This window comes from Streptomyces marokkonensis (genome assembly GCF_008312835.1).
Classification (GTDB): Bacteria; Actinomycetota; Actinomycetes; order Streptomycetales; family Streptomycetaceae; genus Streptomyces; species Streptomyces marokkonensis_A.
In genome coordinates this window covers 1-18,997 of sequence record NZ_VSKS01000031.1, presented here as the reverse complement: position 1 = coordinate 18,997, position 18,997 = coordinate 1, and the positions used below count along the sequence as shown (strand labels likewise).

Genomic DNA, 18,997 nt, shown 5'->3' with positions numbered 1-18,997 from the left:
CGGCCGCTATCGGCTGAATATGGGGCAAAAGGCAGGGAAACCGATGGGTGCCCCCTGAGGGTCCCGCTCGTGGAGGTCGGCATGGACCAGGACACGTCTCGTACGTCGGATCTTCCGCAGCCACTGCGGGCGGTCGCCTCGGGACTGCGGCACCTGCCCGGCGCGGAGCAGGTGGGCAGGGTGGCCGGCGGCACCCTGGACGCGATCGGCCAGGTGTCCCCGCGCGGGCGCCGGATGGCCGTCTACGCCGGAGCGGGAGTGCTCGGGGTGGCCGGTGTCGTCGAGTGGCCGGTGGCGCTGACCGGCGCGGCCGTCGCCTGGCTCACCCGTCCGCGCCCCACGGACCGGCCGGACGGCGGGACGCGGACGCCCTCGCAGGGCGGCGCGGCCGGCCGGCCGGACACGCCCGACGACACCCGCGCGCCCGGCGGCCGTGACGTCGCCGCTCCGCCCGCGGGCCCAGGCGACTGGCTCACCCCGTCCCGCCACCGCGACGGCCGGGAGGAACGCGCCGTGCGCGAACAGCCCGCGAAGGTGGGCGACACCGCCACCGCCGAGGGCCTCAAACACGTGGCCGAGGCCACCTCGCACCACGGCCCGCCCGCCGCCCCCGCGCACCCGCGCCACGACCGGCCCGCCCGCTGAGCCAGGATCACGGGACCCCAGATGCTCACACGCTTCGACGTCGCCCCTCTCGCCGGTGCCGTCGCGGGAGCCGCCGCCGGCGCCGCCCGTGGCACCGCACAGGGCATGACGTCCGTCCACGACACGACGCGCCGCCTGAGCCACGTCGCCCGCAACGCCCTCGGCGGCGGCCGGCACTGGCGGGCCGGACCCCGCGTCCACCTGGCCCTGCGGCACCCGGACGGCGCCCTCGCCCCGCTCGCCCGCAGGGCCGCCGCCGAACTGCTCGACCACCCCGACGTACTGACCGCGTACTGGGACGAGGGCCTGTCCCGCCTCGTGGTGACCGCCGCGACGGACGCGGCCGGCGACCGCGTGACCGAGCACGCCGTCGCGCTCGCCGCCCGCCTCGGACTGACCGAGGACGCGGGCCCCGGGGACGCGAACGGCACCGCCCACCCCGGCGACCCCCGCGAGGTGCGGACCGCCGCCGCCGCGCTGCTGCTGGACGCCGCCGGAGCGGCCGGTGCCCTGGCGGGCCGGTCGCTGCGCCTGCCCCGCAGTCCCAAGGCGGTCACCGCCGGCGTCACGCTGCTGCGCGAGAACCCCCGCTTCCGCGCCCTGCTGCGGCGGCGGTTCGGCAGGAGCGGCATGGAACTCCTCCTCGCCGCCGCCAACGCCGCCGCGCACGGCGCCGGACAGTCCCCGGTGGCCTTGGTGCTCGACGGACTGGTGCGCACCGGCCAGCTGACCGAGGCGGCGGCCAGGGCCGCGGCCTTCGAGGCCCTGCACGACGACGTCTGCCTCGAGGAACGCACCAGCATCCCCCGGCCCGTCGGCATCCGCCCGCCCCTGCGGGTGACGCCCGCCCAGGCCTACGCCGCCCACGCCGGCACCGGCAGCGTCGCGGGCGCCGTCGCCACCCTGCTCGTCACGCACGACGCCAGGGAGGCGGCCGAAGCGGTCCTGGCCGGGTCCCCCAAGGCCGCGCGCTACGGCCCCGCCGCCTTCGACGCGCTCCTCGGCACCCATCTCGCACGGTCCGGCATCCTCGTGCGCAGCGGGGAACGCCTGTGGCAACTGGAGATCGCCGACTCCCTCGTCCTGCACGCCGACGCCCTGCGCGGCCCCACGCAGCCCCCCGGCGTCGCCCCCCGGGTGTTCGACGACCCCGTCGACCCCTGTGCCGAGGCCGTCCTCGACGCGGCCCGCCGGGCGGGCCTGCACGTCGTGGTCACCGGCGGCTCCGACCTGAAGGACATCACGCGGCTCGCCGACGAGGTCGCCCCCGCCGGCCTGCCGTTCGGCGACGTCGTACGGGCGCTGCAGAACGACGGGCACATCGTGGTGAGCGTCGCCCGCGTGGCCGCGCACGGGGACGACGACGTGGCGGACGGGCTGCCCGCCGGCGATGTGGCGATCGCCCTCACCGACGCGCGTTCGGCGGTCGCCTGGGGCGTCGACGCCCTCGCCCCGGGCGGACTCGGGGACGTCTGGCGGCTGCTCACGGCGATCCCGGCGGCCCGCCGCGTCGGCCGTCGTTCGCAGACGCTGGCCCGGGCGGGAGCCGCCCTGTCCGGGCTCATGGTGGCGCGCGGCGGCACCCCCGGCGGCCGTCTGTGGCAGCGGCTCACCCGGCACGCCCCGGTGAACATCGCCGCCGCGGCCGCCCTGCTCACCGGCTGGACCGAGGCCGTGCGCGTGGCGCGCGCCGTGCCGCCCGAGCCCCGGCTGCACGTCCCCTGGCACGCCCTGGAGCCGCACCAGGCACGCGAGTTGCTGCGCGACACCCGCACCGAAGCCGAGCCGGAGGGGTTCGCCCTGCTGACCGAACGGACCCGGCAGCGGGCGGCCCGGCTCGGCCGTACGCGCGCGGTCGCCCCCGCCCGCTGGACCTGGCAGGCGGCCGGTGCCGTGCGCCGTGAACTCGACGACCCGCTCACCCCGGTCCTGGCCACCGGAGCGGTTGCCTCGGCGCTGCTCGGCTCGCTCGTGGACGCGCTGCTCGTCGTCGGCGCCATGGACATCAACGCGGTGGCGGGCGGACTCCAGCGGCTGCGCGCCGAGCGGGCGCTCGCCCGGCTCGCCGCGCGCCAGCAGCCCAAGGCACGCCGCCAGGTCACCGGGGACCGCACGGTGACCGTCGACGCCGCCCGGCTGCGGCCGGGGGACCGGATCGGTCTGGGCGCCGGGGACGTCGTACCGGCGGACGCGCGGCTGCTGGAGGTGGACGGCCTGGAGGTCGACGAGTCGTCGCTCACCGGCGAGTCGCTGCCCGTGACCAAGGCCCTGGACCCGACCCCGGGCGCGCCGGTCGCCCGGCGGACCTGCATGGTCTTCGAGGGCACCACGGTCGTGGCCGGCCGGGCCGAGGCGCTCGTGGTGGACACCGGCGACCGCACCGAGGCCGGCCGTGCCGTCGCTCTGGCCGCCCGCACCCCGCCGCCCGCCGGCGTCCAGGCACGGCTGCAGGAACTGACCCGCAAGGCCCTGCCCGTCACCCTCACCGGCGGTGCGCTGGTGACCGGTCTGTCCCTGCTGCGCGGCAGCCCGGTACGGCGTGCCGTCAGTGGCGGTGTCGCCGTGGCCGTCGCCGCCGTCCCGGAGGGCCTGCCGCTGGTCGCGACCGTCGCCCAGATGGCGGCCGCCCGCCGGCTGTCCCGGCGCGGCGTACTGGTCCGCACCCCGCGCACCCTGGAGGCGCTCGGCCGGGTCGACACCGTGTGCTTCGACAAGACCGGCACCCTGACGGAGAACCGGCTGCGCATGGTCCGGGTGGCGACCGCCGACGGCACCGTCCTCGCCCCGGGCGCCGCCGACGCCGTACCGGTCGTGCGGCTCGCCGCGCGCGCCTGCCCGCAGGAGGAGACCGCCGAGGGCCGCCGGATCGCGCACGCCACCGACGAGGCGGTGCTCGACGCCGCTCCGCCGGACGACACCTGGGCCGCCGAGGGCGAGCTGGCCTTCGAGGCCAGCCGTGGCTACGCGGCCGCGGTGGGCCGGGACGGCGGCACGGACGCCGGACCGCTCCTCGTCGTCAAGGGCGCCCCGGAGACGGTGCTCCCCGCCTGCCGGGGCCTCCCCGACGAGGCGGCCGGGACGGCCCACACCCTGGCGGGACAGGGGCTGCGCGTCCTCGCCGTCGCCCGGCGCCCGTGCCGGGGACCCGACACGGACGCCGAACTCGAGGCCGGTCTCGACGACCTGGAGTTCGTCGGACTGATCGCCCTGGCGGACGTTCCGCGCGAGACCTCGCGGGAACTGCTCACCGAGCTGCGCCGGGCCGGCATCCTGCCCGTCATGCTCACCGGCGACCATCCGGAGACCGCGCGCGCCATCGCCCTGCAACTGGGCTGGCCGGAGGACACCCACGTGGTCACCGGGGACGAACTCGTCGCCATGGGCCGGACCGACCGGGTCCGCGCGCTGCACGGCGCCGGAGTCGTCGCCCGGGTCGCACCCGAACAGAAACTCCATGTCGTGGAGGCGCTGCAGCAGGCCGGCCGGGTGGTGGCGATGGCGGGCGACGGGGCCAACGACGCCGCCGCCATCCGTGCCGCCGACGTGGGCGTCGGCATCGAGGCCCGCGGTTCCGCGGCCGCCCGCAACGCCGCCGACATCGTGCTCACCACCGGCGATCTGTCCGTGCTGGTGGACGCCGTCGGTGAGGGCCGGGCGCTGTGGCGCAGCGTGGCCGACGCGGTGAGCATCCTCATCGGCGGCAACGCGGGCGAGGTCGGCTTCAGCGTGCTGGGCACCCTGCTCGCCGGGTCCTCACCGCTGTCGACCCGTCAGCTGCTCCTGGTCAACCTGCTCACCGACATGTTCCCCGCCATGGCGGTGGCGGTGACGCCGAGCGACGACCCGTCGACGGCGGCGCACGCCGCGACCGGCCCGATGGGCCTCGACGTCCTCGGCGCACCCCTGCTGCGGTCCGTCCGGCGCCGGGGCGTGACCACGTGCCTCGGCGCGGTCACGGCGTATCTGATCGGCCGTCTCACTCCGGGCACCGAACGCCGTTCCACCACGATGGCCCTGTGCGGAGTGGTCGGCGCCCAGCTGGTGCAGACCCTCTCCGGGCGCCGCCACAGCCCGCTGGTGTGGGTGACGGCACTGGGTTCCGCGGCCGTGCTCGCCGCCCTGGTGCAGACTCCGGGCGTCAGCCACTTCTTCGGCTGCACGCCGCTCGGTCCCGTCGCCTGGCTCGGCGTCGCCGCGGCCATCACCCTGTCGGCCCTCGCCCCGCGCCTGGAACGCCTCGAAGCCGTACGGCGCCTGTACGACCTCGCGACCCGCCTCGCCCTGCGCCTCGGCGACTCCGCGAGGCAGACCCGCCACCTGCTGGGCAGCGGCATCGCCCGGCCGGTGGCCTGACCGGTGGGGCCGTCACCGGCCCACCGGATCGCCCTCGGCGCCGTCGGACCGGGAGCGCATCAGCAGGTGGCCGCCGTGGTCCAGCCCGGTGTCCAGGCGGAGGAGCGCCGCCTCCTCGCCCGTACGGGCGTCGACGACGTGGATCTCGCCGTGGCCGCCCCGCGTGACCGCGACCCAGTCGGCGCCGGGTGAGGCGGCCACCGCCCGGCGCTGGACGCCCTCCCAGGGAGTGCCGCCGCGGCGTGGCGCGCCGTCCATCGGGGGCAGGGGGCAGCGGCGGAGGCCGCCGCCGGTGTGCAGCAGGATCAGCTCGTCGCCGTCGGGGTGGACACGGGTGAAGGCCGCGTGGTCGCGGGCGAGGGCGAGCCGGAAGACCAGACCGGGGCCGAGTCCGGTCAGCTCCGTGCGGCCCGACCCCAGGTCGTGACGCCATGCCTGGTTGGTCCACTCCGGCCAGCGCAGCGGATCCGCCGGACCGCCCCGCAGGGTCGACCACAGGGCCCGCCGTACCGGATCCAGGCGCAGGTACCAGCCCCGGGCGGGCGCGCCCCACGGGATCGGCGGATCCGGTACGAGCGTGCCGCCGTCCGCGCGCGCCCGGTGCACGCCCTCTCCCGTGGCCGCGAACACGGCGCCGTCCAGCGGGTCGTGGGCGTCCCCGTGTCCGTCGGACGGCAGCGGCAGTTCGTCGCGGGGCGTGACCGGCGGGCAGCCGGGCGGGGCCCCGAGCAGGTCGGCGAAGCGGTGGACGGCGAGTGCGCCGGGCTCGCGGTGCCGCAGGACGACCAGCGGGTCCTCGCGGCCCGGCACCGTCACCCCCGGCTCGCCGGTGCGCGTGCGGACCCGGGCCGCGTCCCCCGTGGCGAGGTCCACCACCGTGACCAGGTCCGACCAGGGCCCGGAGTTCTTCCCGAGCCCGGTCGTGACGGCCACCCGGCGCCCCGAGGGGTCCGCGGCGAGATGTTCGGCGGGGACGGCCACGGGGACCGCCGCCGTGACGAGCCGGTCGCCGAACGGGTCGAGCACCAGCAGCTCGCCCCTGCGGTCGTCGACACAGGCGACCCTGCCGCGGGGGAGGGCCAGGAACCCCGCGTGCTCGGAAAGATGACGGCCGGTCAGGCGGTGGACCTCGGCGCCGTCCGGCACCGTCAGCACGCGCACCACCCCCTCCACATGGCCGGAGACGAGCAGCAGCGCGGGGGTGGTCATCGGGGTCCTCCCGGTCGGCAGGGGTAACTTCTGAAAATGATTATCATGTATCTTCGTGGCGTTCCGGACCCCCTGAGAAGAAGCGAGGGCTGTCATGCTGCGCTCACGAAGCTGGATCGCCGCCGTCCTGGCCGTGTCCGTCCTGACCGGATGCGGAGCGTCCACCGGCCCCGCGGGCGAGGCGGGCGCCGGTGGCGCCAGGACCGAGGTCACCGTGGAACCCATCAAGCCGGCACGGCAGTTGACCGACACGAACGGCGTGCGGATCTCCCTGCCGGAGGAACCGCGCCGCATCGTCTGCCTGTTCGCGCTGTGCGACGACATCCTGACCGAACTGGGCATCGTCCCGACCGCCACGAACAGCGCGCTCCTCGCCCACGAGGACTTCCTGGGGGAGAAGAGGGCGAAGGAGGTCCCCGTCGTCCCGGGCGGGTTCATCGCGCCCGAGGTGGAGGCGATCCTCTCCCACGAGCCCGATCTCGTGATCGGCCTCGAGGACACCCACGGCAAGCTCGCCCCCGCGCTGAAGGGCGCCACTACGTTCTGGCCGATGCAGCCGGAGACCTGGGAGGACAGCGTGGGCTACCTGCGCGACGTCGCGGCGCTGACCGGCCGCACCGCCGAGGGGGAGAAGGCCGAGAAGGCGTTCCGCACCAGGCTGGCCGCCGCGGAGCGGACGCGGAGCGACCGCACCGCACTGATCATCTACGGCAGCGACGAGAACTTCGGCGTCGCGACCCCCGAGGGGGACGCCACCGCCAGCCTGTTCCCGAAGATCGCCGACTACCCCTGGAAGTCCCGCGGCGTGCAGGGCAGTTACAGCCTCGAGGAGATCCTCGCCCGTGACGTCGACGTGCTGTTCGTGGAGACCATGAGCTTCGGCGAGGCGGACGGCACCCTCTCGGAGAAGCTGGAGAAGAACCCCCTCTGGGGGAAGATCCCGGCCGTGCGGGACGGCAACGTCCACGAGGTGGACTCCGAGGTGTGGGCCAAGGGGCGCGGTACCCGTTCGCTGGGCATCGTCCTCGACGAGGCCACGGCTGCGCTGCGGTGAACGCCCCCGCGACCACGCGCGACGCGGAGCCGGCCGCACGGTCCGGGCGCCGGCAACTGCCCGCCGTCCTCGCCCTGCTGGCCGCCGCGTCGGTGTGCGCCCTGACCCTGGGCACCCCGTACGTGCCCCTCCACCGGCTCCCCGCCGCCCTGCTCGACGGGGACGGCACGCTCGCCGGGATCGTCGTCGGCGAACTCCGGCTGCCCCGGCTGGCCCTGGCGCTGCTCGCCGGTGCCTGCCTGGGGGCGGCGGGGCTGGTGCTCCAGGAGGCGCTGCGCAACCCGCTGGCCGTCCCGGAAATGCTGGGCGTCTCCTCGGGGGCCGCGCTCGGCGTCGCCGCGCCGCTGGTCCTCGCGGTGGCCGTGCCGGCCGCCGTGCAGCCGCTTCTCGCCATCGGCGGGGCCGCGCTCGGCGGCACGCTGACCCTGCTCGCCGCCGGGCTGGGGCGGAGCCCGTCGGCGGTGCTGCTCACGGGAGCGGCGGTCGCCGCCGCGCTGCAGGCCGCCCTGCTGGTCCTCATGGTGATGGCCGATCAGCTCGACCTCCAGCTCGTCTACCGGTATCTCCTCGGCTCCCTGTCCGCCCGCACCTGGGACGACGTGACCGGGCTGTGGCCCTGGCTGCTCGTCGCGCTGCCCGCGCTGGTGCTGTGCGCGCCGGTGCTGTCGGTGCTGCGGCTCGGCGACGCGGACGCCGAGGCGCTGGGCGTGCGCGCCCGGCGGGCCCGGTTCGCGGCACTGGCCGTCGCCGTCGTGCTGATCGCGCCCGTGACGGCGGTGTGCGGTCCGGTGGCATGGGTCGGCTTCCTCGCCCCGCACCTGGCCCGGTGGGCCCTTCCGGCGTCGGACGCGGTGCGGTGGCTGCCCTGGTCGGCGGCATGGGGAGCCGTCGTGGTGGCCGTCGCCGACGTCCCCGCCCGGCTCGCGCTCGCCCCCGTGGAGACCCCGGCCGGCGCCTGGACGGCACTGTTCGGCGTTCCCGCGGGGGTGGCTCTGCTGCGCTCCGGGACGGGGCGGCCGGGGCGCCCCCGACGGCGGCCCCGCGCCGGCGCATCGGGCGTGGACCGGGACGACTCGGCGGAGTTCCCGGCAGCCGGGCGTGACCCCGCCGCCGGGGGCGCCGTGCCCGCCGTGCGGGACGCGGGGACCACCACCCGCCGGACCCCGGAGCCGTCCGCCGGTGCGCCCCCCGGCGACCGGGGGCGTCCCCGCGCGGCGCCGGGCGCGCCCTCGCCCCTGCCCCGCCGGGAACCCCGGGCGGAGGAGTCCCGATGAGCCGTCGTTTCACCGTGCTCGTGGCGCTCGTCGTCGTGTGCGCCGGTGCGGAGCTGGTGGCCGGGCGTGGCATGTCGCCGTCCGCCGTCGTGGACGTCCTCGCCGGCGGGGGCAGCCCCACCGAGCGGCACATCCTCCTCCATCTGCGCCTGCCCCGCCTGCTGGTGGCCCTCGGCGCCGGAGCGTGCCTCGGGGTCGCCGGACTGGTGCTGCAGTCGGCCCTGCGCAACCCGCTGGCCGGACCGGAGGTCACCGGTGTGACGCCGGGAGCGGTGCTCGGTGCCGTCACCGCGACCGGACTGGGGCTCGCCGGGTGGGAGTCGCCGCTGGCCGTGGTCGTCGCCGCGTGCCTGGGCGGCTGCGCCGGGGCCGCGCTGCTGTGGCTGCTCGCCGGACGCGGCGGCGACGACCCGGCGCGGACCGCCGTGCACGGCGTCCTCGTCTCGGCGGTGCTGGGCGGACTCACCGCCATGGTGCTGCTGGTGGCACCGGGGGAACTGGGCAGTGTCGTCCAGTGGCTCGTCGGCACCACCGAGGGCCGCGTCTGGCAGCACTGGCACCTGCTGTGGCCCTGGGCGCTGGCCTGGACGGCCGCGGCCTGGCTGCTGGCCGGCCCGTTGACCCTGCTGCGCTGCGGCGACGACATGGCGGGCGCCGCCGGTCTGTCCACCGGGCGGGCCCGCCGGCTGGCGCTGCTGTGCGCGGTCGCGCTGACCTCGGGCGCGGTCGCCGCCGTCGGTGCCCTGGGGTTCGTCGGGCTGCTCGTACCGCATCTCGCCCTCGCCGTGTTCGGCGCCGACCTGCGCAGGTCCCTGCCCGGTGCCGCCCTCGCCGGGGCGCTCGTGGTGTGCGGGGCGGACGCGGCGGCCCAGCTGCTCTCCCGGCTCCTGGCGTCTGCCCTGGGCGCCGGGTCGCTCACCCTGCCGGTCGGCGCGCTCACCACCTGCGCCGGGGCCGTGCTGCTGCTGGCCGTCGTACGCCGTGCGCCGGACCGGACGTTCTGATGTCGACGAAGGACATACGCATGACCGAATTCCTGGGGATCACCGTCGAGGGGGTCCACTTCGGCTACCCGGAGCGGCCCGTGCTGCGCGGCGTCGATCTGGCGGTGCGGCCCGGAGAGCTGACCGCACTCGTCGGCCTCAACGGCTGCGGGAAGTCCACCCTGTTGCGGCTGGCCGCCGGTCTGCTGCGGCCGGCGCGCGGACGCGTGCTGCTCGGCGGGGACGACCTCGCCCGGCTGTCGCGGCGGGACACCGCCCGGCGGGTCGCCCTGCTCCACCAGTCGGCCCCGGCCGTCCCCGGCATGACCGTACGGCAGCTGGTGCGCCAGGGCAGGTACGCGGCCCGCGGCCCGCTCGGCATGCTGCGCGAGGGCGACGACCCCGTGGTGCGCCGGGCGCTGCGGGACGTGGGCGTGGAGTCCTGGGCGGAGCGGCCCGTGGACGCGCTGTCCGGCGGCGAGCGCCAGCGGGTCCGGCTGGCGACGGCGCTCGCCCAGGACACCCGCGTCCTCCTCCTCGACGAGCCGACCACCTACCTCGACCTGCATCACCAGCTCGACGTGCTGCGGACCGTGGTGCGGCTGCGCGAGGAGCGCGGTCTGACCGTGGTGATGGTGCTGCACGACCTCGCCCACGCCGCGCGGTTCGCCGAGCGGCTCGTGGCGCTGCGGGACGGCCGTGTCGCCGCCGACGGGCCGCCGCGGGAGGTCGTGACCCCCGGTCTGCTCGCGGACGTGCTCAGGGTGGCGGGCCGGGTCGGCCGGGATCCCGAGGGCGGCTGGCCGGTGTGTTACCCGGATCACCCTCTCCCAGGGGTGGAATATGAAAATCATATTCATTAGTGTGTGGTGCAGCGGTGCTCGTCCGAACGCCGCATCTCCCTTACGAACAAGGAGAGTTCATGGACAACGAGCAGGTCTTCGCCCCGATCGCCGACCCGGGTCAGCTGGCCCACGACTCGGCCTCCCACTCCAACGCCCTCGTCGAGAACCCCTTCGACGACACCGAGGAGTAAGCGGGGGACACCCCTCGACCGTGGGCCCGCCCGTCACCTTCCGGGCGGGCCCACGCCCATCCCGAGCCCCTCGTGACCACAGGAGATACGACGTGCCCCCCAGACAGCTCGCACCCGGTGTCGAAATGGTCGACGTCCCCGGCCGGGGTCTCGCCGTCCGCACGGCCGACGGGGAGTTCCTCACGGTCAGGACCGCGGCCGCGGACCCGGACTCCCTCCTCGCCCGGCTCTCCGGTGCCGGGCCCACCGGCTCCGACCCCGAACTCGACCGGATCGTCGCGGCGTTCGCGTCCGCCGGGTACCTGGCGGACGAGCAGCCGCCCGCCGCGTGGCCCGCCCGGCTGCGGGACGTGACACTGCTCGGCGACCCCGTGCTCACCGAGCCGCTGGCGGACCGTCTGCGGGCCGCGGGAGCCGAACCCCGCCGCGGAACGCCCGCCGAACCGGCCGCCGGACGGCCCGCCGCCGTCGTGTGGTGCCTGGACGGGCCCGTACCCGAAGGACTGTGGGACGCCGCCGACCTGCTGCCCCGGCAGCACATCGCCTGGCTGCGCTGCCACCGAGAGGGACTGCAGGCCTACCTCGAGCCCCTCGCCACCGGCCCGGGCGACGTCACCTCCGCCCATGTCCGGGCACGCCGCCTCGCCGCCACCCCCGCCCACCGGGAACTCGCCGCCTACTGGACCGGCCCCCGCACCAGCGGAGTTCCCGCCCGGCTCACCCCGCCCGCCGCCGGGCTGATCGCCGCCCTGCTCGCCGACGACCTCACCCGGTGGGCCACCGGTGCCCCCGGCCCGGGCCCCTTCCCCGCCCGGCGCCGGCTCCGGCGCGTCGACCTGCGCGACCTGACCGTCACCGAACACCCGGTCCTGCCCGTCCCCGAGGTCGCCGCGACACCGGCGAGCACGCGATGACACCGTTCACCACGACCGTCACAGGGCTCGTCACCGACGTCCTGCTCCCCGACGCCGACGGCCCGTTCCCGTGCGTCCTCGTGCGCACCCCGTACGACCGGCTGCGGCACCGCGCCGAGATGCGCGGCTGGGCCCGGCGCGGGTTCGCCGCCGCGGTGCAGGACGTGCGCGGCCGGCACGCCTCACCGGGGGAGTGGCACCCGTACGAGAACGAGACCGCGGACGGCGCCGCCACCGCCCGGTGGATCCGCCGGCAGCCCTGGAGCGACGGCCGGCTCGTGGCCACCGGCGCCTCCTACGCCGCCCACTGCGCCCTCGTCCTCGCGCTCGACGCGCCCGCGGACGGCAGGCCGGACGCCGTCGTCGCCGCCGTGCCGGCGCTGGGTGCCGCCGACACCGCCCGTGAACCCTCCGGTGTGGAGCGGCTGGCCGCCCGGGCCGGCTGGTGGGCCGCCCACGGGGACCGTCACGACTCCGACGACGGCGCCCTGGCGAAGGCCCGGGCCGCGGACCCCGGACTGCTCGCGCACCTGCCGCTGACCGCACTGCCCCGCCGGCTGGGCCGCGACCTGCCCTCCTGGCCCGGCCTCTGGCACCGCCGCGAGCGCGGCCGGCTGGTCGCGCGCGCGGCGCACGCCCGTCTTCCCCTGCTGGCGGTGGGCGGTCACCACGACCACTTCGCGCAGGACACGGTGGCCCTCTGGCAGCACTGGGGCGGCCCCTCCGCCCGGCTGCTGCTCGGCCCCTGGGGGCACGGCCTCACCGCCGCGCCCGGACCCGACGCCGACCCCGCGGCCCACCGCGTCGACCTCGGCGACCTCTACGCCCGTTGGGCCCGGCACGCCCTCGCCGGTGCCCTCGCGCCCGGAGCCAGGGGCGCGGTCGCGCTGGGCGGCAGCCCCCTGTGGCTCGGTGCCGGCGCCGAGGGCCAGCCGTACGCACCGCGGCTGCGGCTGCTGCGCGGCGCCGCCTTCACCGCCGATCCCGAACGCCCCGTGTCCTCGGAGCACTTGACCGTCCCCGCCGACGGCACCCCCGACCGCTGTCTGCTCGTCACCCCGCCCCTGCCGCGCCCCCTGGACGTCGTCGGACCGGCCCAGGTCGTGCTCCGGGCCGCCGCCGACACCCCGGCCGCGGACTGGGCCGCCCGCCTCACCGCGCTCACCGCCGGGGGCAGGGCGGAGCGGCTCGCCGTCGGAGTCGTCCGGCGTACGGACCCGCCCGGCCGGGCCACCGGATTCACCGTGCCGCTCGGCCGGCTCGCCCGGCGGCTGCCCGCGGGCACCCGGCTCCGCCTGGAGATCGCCGGGCACCACTTCCCCGCCCACGCCCGCAACCCCCACACCGGCGAGGACGCCGTCACCGCCCTCCGCCTGACCGCATCCCGCCGGGACGTCGACCCGGCCGGGACCGTCCTTTGTCTGCCCGTCCTCCGGTCCCGTCCCACAGCCACCGACCCCGCCCAGGAGATCCTCCGATGACGCCGCTGCCGCTGGAAGCCCTCGTCGACCCCGTCTGCGGCATCGTCCGCAAGGTCAAGCCCGTCGAGCACCCCCCGGGCACCCCGCCCCGCTACACCGCGCTCACCGCCGAGATATCGGACGCCCGCAGACTCGGCCTGTGGCCCGCCGACCGGGTGTCCCTCGGCACCACCTTCGGCGACCCCGAGGGCGCCCGCGTCGCGGCCGTCGCCGAGGGCGTCGAACGGTACTGCGGCAACCGCCTGCCACCGCCCGGCCGTCCGGACGCCCCGCTGCGTGCAACGGCCGCGGAGCTGGCCGGCGAGGGGCTGCGGCTGTACGGGCCGCCCGACCTGCCGGTGTACGCCGACTGGCAGTACGCCCGTGACGGGTTCCCCTACCGCCGCCTCACCCCCGGCACACCCGCCCTGTGGACCCGCGGCACCGAACGGCTGCCCGACGGCACCGGTGCCGAGGTCTGGGCACCGGTCGCCCTCACCCACCTCAACTGGCGCCAGGGCAGCCTGCGTTCCCTGCCCCGCACGCACCACCTCAACTACGCCGGGATCGCCACCGGCCAGGGATTCGACGACGCGGTCGAACGCGCCCTGCTGGAGATCGTCGAACGCGACGCGCTCGAACTGTGGTGGCACCTCGACGCCCCGGCCCGCGGCATCGACCCGGCCACCGTGCCCGGACTCGCCGACGACCTCGCCGGATCCGGACTCACGGTCCACCTCGTCGAGATGCCCTCCGAGTTCGCCCCCTGCGTGGGGGCCCTCGTCCACGACCCCCGGCTCGGCCTGTACGCAGCGGGCTTCGCCTGCCGGTACGACCCCGCCGAAGCCGCCCGCAAAGCGGTCCTCGAAGCCGTCCACACGTGGGTCTTCACCCAGGGACTCACCGACCCCGACGGCTGGGTGTTCCAGGCCGTCGAGGCCGGACTGCTCGCCCGGGGCCTCTACCTCGACCACCGCCCCGACGGCCGCTACCTCGACGACTGCGGCCCGCAGTTCGAGCACGTGCGCGACCTGGGCGCGCACGTCCAGGTGTGGCTCGACGAGCGGATGGCCCCCGAGGCCCGCCGGTTCACCCGCCCCGCGCTCGGCACCGTCCCCGTGCGGGAGGTACCGGCCGGAAGCCGCGAGCGGCTGGAGGGCGCGCTCCACGACAGCGGCCACCGCGTCATGACCTTCGACCTCACCACCGAGGACGTGGCCGAGACGGAGCTGCGCGTCGCCCGCGTCCTCGTCTCCGGCCTCCTCCCCAACGCCCCCGCCGCCTTCGGCTACTTCGGCTGCCCGCGCCTGGTGGGCGCCGCGGCCGGACGCGGCCGTACCGGCGGGCCGGGCACACCGGAGGACTTCACGCTCGCGCCGCCACCCCACATGTGAGGCCCCGCCCCCGTGGATCTCGTCACCGCCCTCGCCCGCGCCCGTTCCGCGGAGGAACCCGGCCCCGGCACCCCCGCCGGACCCGCCGCGGCGAACTGGCCCGGACCGCCGCACCCCGTGCCGGCCGCCCGCCCCGGAGAACTCGACCTGGACCGGCTGCTGCGCCTGTCGCTGACCGCCTCGGACCCCTCGGGGCGGCTGCGGCCCGCCGCCTCCGCGGGCGCCCTGCACCCGGTGGACGCCGTGCTCGTGGTGGGCGACGGCTGCCCGCTGCCGCCCGGGCGCTACGGCCACGACCCCCTGCGCCACCGCGTCCACCACCTCGGGCCGGCACCCGACGGCACACCGGCGGGCGTGACCGTGGAGCTGACGGTGGCCGAGCGGCGCACGCGCTCCCACTACGGCCACCGCGCCCCGCCGCTGCTCCTCCTCGACACCGGCCACGCGGCCGGGGCGCTGTGGCTGGCCGCCGAGGCACTGGGCGCAGGACCGGCCGCACTCCGCCTCGACGGGCGCACCGAGGCCCCCCTCGCCGCCGTCCGGGTCCCGCTGCCCCCGCGCGCTGCGCCGCACCGCGAGGTGCCGGTCCGGCGCAGCGCCCCGCCCCCACTGCACGGCACACCGCCGCCGGACGACCTGTGGGCGCTGCTCACCACGGCCCACGAGGCGAGCGCGGGGGAACTGGCCTGGTGCGCGGCCGTCGGCCCGCCCCGCCCCGGGCTCGTCGAAGCGGCGCCCGACGGCACGCTGCGCCGGCTCGCGGCGGGGGAGGCCCGGCCCACGCTCGCCGTGTGGGCCGCCCGCCAGGCCTGGATCGCCCGGGCCGGTGCCGTGCTGCTCGGCCGCGGCTGCCCGGCGGAGGCCGACGCCCCGCGCATCCGCCGTACCCATCTGCGGGCCGGACTCGCCGTCCAGCTCGCCCATGTGACCGCCGTACGGCGGGGGCTGGCCGCCCGCCCCGTCGGTTCCTGGCAACAGGCCGATCTGGGCGCCGCGCTCGGCGCCCCGCCGGGCCGGGACCTCGTCGTCCACGGACTGGCCCTCGGCACCGACCACTCCGAGGAGAGGACCCCGTGATCGTCCACCCCGAACTGCGCCGCGCGGCACGTCACGTCCGGCGCCCGCTGCTCGCGGCCACGCTGCTGCAGGCCGCCGTCACCCTCACCCACCTCGCCCAGGCCGCCCTGCTCGCCGTGGCCCTCGCCGACGTCGCCCGGGGCGTCACGGGCCGGCTGCCGGTGCTGCTCGGGGCCGTGCTCGCCCTGGTCGCCGCACGCGCGTGGCTCGGCCACCGGCAGCGGCGCACCGCCGTCCGCGCGGGAGCGGCGGTCAGGGTGCGGCTGCGCGACGAACTCCTCGCCCACCTCGGGCGGCTCGGCCCCGCGCACCTGACGACCGCGCGCGCCGGAGCCGTACGCACCACCCTCGTCGACGGGGTGGAGGGCGTCGACGCGTACGTCTCCCGCTATCTGCCCCAGCTCCTGGTCACGCTCGCCGTACCTCCGCTGCTGCTCGCCGCCCTCGCCCTCGTCGAACCGCTCGCCCTCCTCGGCCTGGTCCCCGCCCTGCTGCTCGCCCTCGTCGGCCCGCGCGCCTGGGACCGGCTCCTCGCCCGCCGGGGCAAGGAACACTGGGACACCTACGAGGCACTGGGCGCCGACTACCTCGAAGCGCTCCAGGGCATGCCCGCGCTGCGCGCCGCGGGCGCCGTCGGCCGGACCCGGCAGCGGCTGGAGGAACGCTCGTCCCTGCTGCACCGGGCCACCGTCGCCAAACTCCGCGTGTCGCTCGTCGACACCGGACTCACCGATCTGGCCGTCCAGGGCGGCACCGTGGCCGCCGCCCTGCTCGCCTGCGGCTCCGCCGTCACCGGGTCCACCACGGCGACGGGCACCTATCTGGTGCTGCTGATCGCCGCCGAGTGCTTCCGGCCCGTGCGCGACCTGTCCCGGGAGTGGCACGCCGGGTATCTCGGCGCCTCCGCCGCGGACGGACTCGCCGCGCTGCGGACCGCGCGGCCCGCCGTCGCCGACACCGGAACGGTCCCGGCCCGCTGGTCCGCTCCGCCCGAACTGCGTTTCGAGAACGTCGGGTTCACCTATGAGGGAGCCGGCCGGCCGGCGCTGTGCGGGGTGAGCTTCACCGCCGAGGCCGGGCGCACCACGGCGCTCGTGGGCCCCTCGGGCGCCGGCAAGTCGACACTGGTCGCGCTGCTGCTGCGCCACCACGACCCCCGGACCGGCCGGATCACCGTGGCCGGACGGGACGTCGCCGACCACACCCTGGACTCGCTGCGCCGGGGCATCGCCGTGGTCTCCCAGCACACCCACCTCTTCCACGACACCGTCGCCGGCAATCTGCGCCTGGCCGCGCCGGACGCCACGGACGCCGAACTGACCCGGGCCGCCCGCACGGCGGGCATCCACGACGAGATCACCGCCCTGCCCGACGGCTACGCCACCGTCGTGGGCGAACGCGGCGCCACCCTCTCCGGCGGCCAGCGCCAGCGGCTCGCCCTGGCCCGTGCCCTGCTCGCCGACGCGCCGGTGCTGGTTCTCGACGAGGCCACCAGTGCCGTCGACGAACGCCGTGAGTCCGGCATCGTCCGTGAACTCCTCGCCGCCGCCGGCGACCGCACGGTCCTGGTCGTCGCCCACCGCATCGCCGCCGTGCGCGACGCCGACCGCATCGTCGTGCTGGACGACGGCCGCGTGGACGCCGTCGGCACCCACACCGCACTCGTGGCCGCCGGCGGCGTCTACACGGATCTGGTCCGAGCCGGTCACGCCCACGAAGGAGAACTCGCCGCATGACAGTCACCCCCGCCGCGGGCGCGGCGGACGCACCGGCCGCGCCCGGGCGCGGCGCCCTGCGCGCCCTGCTGCCCGCCCTCGCCGGGCACCGGCCCATGATCGTCCGCACCTGCGCCGCCGCGCTCCTCGAGCAGGCCTCGCTGGTCGCCCTGCTGACCCTGGCCGCGCACTCCGTCGGCACCGCCGTCATCGACGGCCGCGCTCCCGGTCCCGGCACCGTCGCCGCGCTGACCGGCCTCGTCCTGGTCCGTGCCCTGACGACCTGGCGGGAGATGGACCTCTCCCACGACCTCGCCTACCGGGTCCTCGCCGCACTGCGCGTGCGGATCTTCGACGGGCTCGCCCGCAGTGCCCCGGCCCGCGTGGCCGGCCGGCGCAGCGGGGACCTGGCCGCCACCGCCCTCGCCGACGTGGAGGCGCTGGAGTTCTTCTACGCACACACCACCGCCCAGCTCCTCGCCTCGGGCGTGGTGTTCACGGCGGGTGCCACGGTCCTGGCCGGTGCGGAGCCGTGGCTGCTGGTGGCGGTGCTGCCGGCCGCGGCCTTGCTCGCCGCGGCGCCGTTCGCCGAGGCCCGCGGGCGCGCGGAGCGCGGGGCCCGCACCCGGGCCGCCGTCGCGCGGCTGTCGGCCGACACCGTGGAGACCGTCGACGGACTGCCCGAACTGCTCGCCTCCGGCCGGCTGGACGAGCGGCGCGACCGGCTGGCCGCGCGCGGCCGCGAGGTGGGGGACGCCCAGCGGGCCGAGGCGGGACGGGAGGCCGTGGCCGCCGCCGTCCGGGACGCGCTGCTCGTGCTTGCGGTGCTCGGCGTGGTGGCCGGCGCCGCCCAGTCCGTCACCTCCGGCAGGCTGCACGGGGCGTGGGCACCGGCGGCGATGGCGCTGGCCCTGTCGGTGCTCGGCCCGGTCGCCGAATCCGCCCGGGCGCTGAGCCAGGCCATGGGGCTGCGGGCCGCGGCCGCCCGGGTGGACGCCGCCATGACCGCCCCCGCCCTGGCACCACCGCCCGCCGCACCCCGCGCCCTGCCGTCCGGTCCCCTCGGCGTGCGGCTGCACGGCGTGGACTTCGACCACGGCGGCCGGCCCGTGCTCCGGCGGCTGGACCTGACCGTCCCCGCGGGGCGCACGCTGGCCCTGACCGGCGCCTCCGGCTCGGGCAAGAGCACCTGCGCCCATCTGCTGGCGAGGTTCTGGGACCCGGCCGCCGGAACCGTCCAGCTGCTCCCGGCCGAAGGGGATCCCGTGGACCTCCGCGACCTCACGGACGCCGACCTGCGCCGGGCCGTCGCCGTCGTCGGCCAGGACACCCCCCTCTTCCACGGCACCCTCGCGGAGAACCTCCGCCTCGCCGCCCCCGACGCGGACGACGCGCGGCTCCTCGCCGTCGCCCGGCTGTGCGGCATCGACCGGTTCGCCGCACCCGACACCCTCGTCGGCGAGCGCGGCGCCACCCTCTCCGGCGGCCAGCGCGCCCGGATAGCGCTCGCCCGTGCGCTGCTGGCCGAACCCAGGGTGCTGGTCCTGGACGAGACGACGGCCCACCTGGACAACACGGGGGACGCCCAGCTCGCCGCGGCGCTGCGCACCGCCGGCCGCACGACGATCGTCATCGCCCACCGCCCGGCCACCATCCGCCGCGCCGACCACGTCGCCGTACTGGAATCCGGCCGCATCGCGGAGGAGGGTACCTGGGACCAGCTCACCGCCCGCCCCGACGGCGCGCTCAACCGGGTGCTGCGGCGCTAGGTGTGTTGTTCCGACAGGTTGGTGACGCGGCTGGCGGGTGTGTGGCCGTCGATGCCGGTGTGGGGTCGGTGGTAGTTGTACCAGTCCAGCCAGTCGGGAAACGCGGCCTGTCGT

General features: G+C 77.2%; 15 protein-coding genes. 13 read left to right on the top strand and 2 right to left on the bottom strand.

Going from position 1 to position 18,997, the window contains the following annotated elements:
- Positions 1-81: 81 nt before the first annotated feature.
- Positions 82-645, top strand: coding sequence for a hypothetical protein (locus F1615_RS33665; RefSeq protein ID WP_149552842.1), 564 nt, complete (start codon positions 82-84; stop codon positions 643-645).
- 21 nt (positions 646-666) lie between these two features.
- Positions 667-4,998, top strand: a complete 4,332-nt coding sequence (locus tag F1615_RS33660) for a cation-translocating P-type ATPase (RefSeq protein ID WP_149552841.1) — start codon at positions 667-669, stop codon at positions 4,996-4,998.
- Positions 4,999-5,010: 12 nt separating this feature from the next.
- Here F1615_RS33660 and F1615_RS33655 read toward each other — a convergent pair whose 3' ends face one another.
- Entirely contained in the window at positions 5,011-6,207 is a 1,197-nt protein-coding gene (locus tag F1615_RS33655; RefSeq protein WP_149552840.1) for a hypothetical protein, read from the bottom strand.
- A 94-nt stretch (positions 6,208-6,301) separates the two neighbouring features.
- Here F1615_RS33655 and F1615_RS33650 point away from each other — a divergent pair, with 94 nt between their 5' ends.
- From F1615_RS33650 to F1615_RS33605, 11 genes are all read left to right on the top strand, one after another.
- Positions 6,302-7,261 (top strand): ABC transporter substrate-binding protein, encoded by a 960-nt coding sequence (locus F1615_RS33650; RefSeq protein WP_208818469.1) that lies wholly within the window; start codon positions 6,302-6,304, stop codon positions 7,259-7,261.
- Between the two features lie 77 nt (positions 7,262-7,338).
- Positions 7,339-8,535, top strand: coding sequence for a FecCD family ABC transporter permease (locus F1615_RS33645; RefSeq protein ID WP_244328950.1), 1,197 nt, complete (start codon positions 7,339-7,341; stop codon positions 8,533-8,535).
- Complete coding sequence (locus F1615_RS33640) at positions 8,532-9,539, top strand: FecCD family ABC transporter permease (protein WP_149552839.1); 1,008 nt, start codon at positions 8,532-8,534, stop codon at positions 9,537-9,539. The genes F1615_RS33645 and F1615_RS33640 overlap by 4 nt, the downstream gene beginning before the upstream one ends.
- Positions 9,540-9,559: 20 nt before the next feature.
- Positions 9,560-10,381, top strand: coding sequence for an ABC transporter ATP-binding protein (locus tag F1615_RS33635; protein WP_149552838.1), 822 nt, complete (start codon positions 9,560-9,562; stop codon positions 10,379-10,381).
- A gap of 59 nt (positions 10,382-10,440) precedes the next feature.
- On the top strand, positions 10,441-10,554 hold the full coding sequence (gene amiA / locus F1615_RS36665) for a streptamidine family RiPP (RefSeq protein ID WP_240661371.1): 114 nt from the start codon (positions 10,441-10,443) through the stop codon (positions 10,552-10,554).
- 92 nt (positions 10,555-10,646) lie between these two features.
- Entirely contained in the window at positions 10,647-11,468 is an 822-nt protein-coding gene (locus F1615_RS33630; RefSeq protein ID WP_149552837.1) for a hypothetical protein, read from the top strand.
- The gene (locus F1615_RS33625) at positions 11,465-12,949 is read left to right on the top strand and encodes a CocE/NonD family hydrolase (RefSeq protein ID WP_149552836.1); all 1,485 of its coding nucleotides are present in this window, start codon (positions 11,465-11,467) and stop codon (positions 12,947-12,949) included. Before F1615_RS33630 ends, F1615_RS33625 begins: the two co-directional genes overlap by 4 nt.
- Positions 12,946-14,322: a YcaO-like family protein gene (locus F1615_RS33620; protein WP_149552835.1), complete on the top strand. Its 1,377-nt coding sequence runs from the start codon at positions 12,946-12,948 to the stop codon at positions 14,320-14,322. Before F1615_RS33625 ends, F1615_RS33620 begins: the two co-directional genes overlap by 4 nt.
- A gap of 12 nt (positions 14,323-14,334) precedes the next feature.
- A complete protein-coding gene (locus F1615_RS33615) occupies positions 14,335-15,399 on the top strand; it encodes a SagB/ThcOx family dehydrogenase (protein WP_149552834.1) in 1,065 nt (354 codons plus the stop codon).
- Positions 15,396-17,135 carry an ABC transporter ATP-binding protein/permease gene (locus F1615_RS33610; RefSeq protein WP_149552833.1) on the top strand — a complete coding sequence of 580 codons (1,740 nt, stop codon included), beginning with the start codon at positions 15,396-15,398 and terminating at the stop codon, positions 17,133-17,135. The genes F1615_RS33615 and F1615_RS33610 overlap by 4 nt, the downstream gene beginning before the upstream one ends.
- On the top strand, positions 17,132-18,883 hold the full coding sequence (locus F1615_RS33605) for an ABC transporter ATP-binding protein (RefSeq protein WP_149552832.1): 1,752 nt from the start codon (positions 17,132-17,134) through the stop codon (positions 18,881-18,883). Before F1615_RS33610 ends, F1615_RS33605 begins: the two co-directional genes overlap by 4 nt.
- Here the strand turns inward: F1615_RS33605 and F1615_RS33600 are convergent.
- A partial coding sequence (locus F1615_RS33600) for an integrase core domain-containing protein (RefSeq protein ID WP_149551262.1) occupies positions 18,880-18,997 on the bottom strand: 118 nt, incomplete at its 5' end. The two genes, F1615_RS33605 and F1615_RS33600, sit on opposite strands and share 4 nt — an antisense overlap.

Bases quoted from the DNA above. Each gene is read 5' to 3' on its own strand.
- F1615_RS33635 (WP_149552838.1), top strand. From the start codon at position 9,560: ATGACCGAATTCCTGGGGATCACCGTCGAGGGGGTCCACTTCGGCTAC.
- F1615_RS33605 (WP_149552832.1), top strand. From the start codon at position 17,132: ATGACAGTCACCCCCGCCGCGGGCGCGGCGGACGCACCGGCCGCGCCC.
- F1615_RS33650 (WP_208818469.1), top strand. From the start codon at position 6,302: ATGCTGCGCTCACGAAGCTGGATCGCCGCCGTCCTGGCCGTGTCCGTC.
- F1615_RS33625 (WP_149552836.1), top strand. From the start codon at position 11,465: ATGACACCGTTCACCACGACCGTCACAGGGCTCGTCACCGACGTCCTG.
- F1615_RS33620 (WP_149552835.1), top strand. From the start codon at position 12,946: ATGACGCCGCTGCCGCTGGAAGCCCTCGTCGACCCCGTCTGCGGCATC.
- F1615_RS33655 (WP_149552840.1), bottom strand. From the start codon at position 6,207: ATGACCACCCCCGCGCTGCTGCTCGTCTCCGGCCATGTGGAGGGGGTG.
- amiA (WP_240661371.1), top strand. From the start codon at position 10,441: ATGGACAACGAGCAGGTCTTCGCCCCGATCGCCGACCCGGGTCAGCTG.
- F1615_RS33665 (WP_149552842.1), top strand. From the start codon at position 82: ATGGACCAGGACACGTCTCGTACGTCGGATCTTCCGCAGCCACTGCGG.
- F1615_RS33660 (WP_149552841.1), top strand. From the start codon at position 667: ATGCTCACACGCTTCGACGTCGCCCCTCTCGCCGGTGCCGTCGCGGGA.
- F1615_RS33640 (WP_149552839.1), top strand. From the start codon at position 8,532: ATGAGCCGTCGTTTCACCGTGCTCGTGGCGCTCGTCGTCGTGTGCGCC.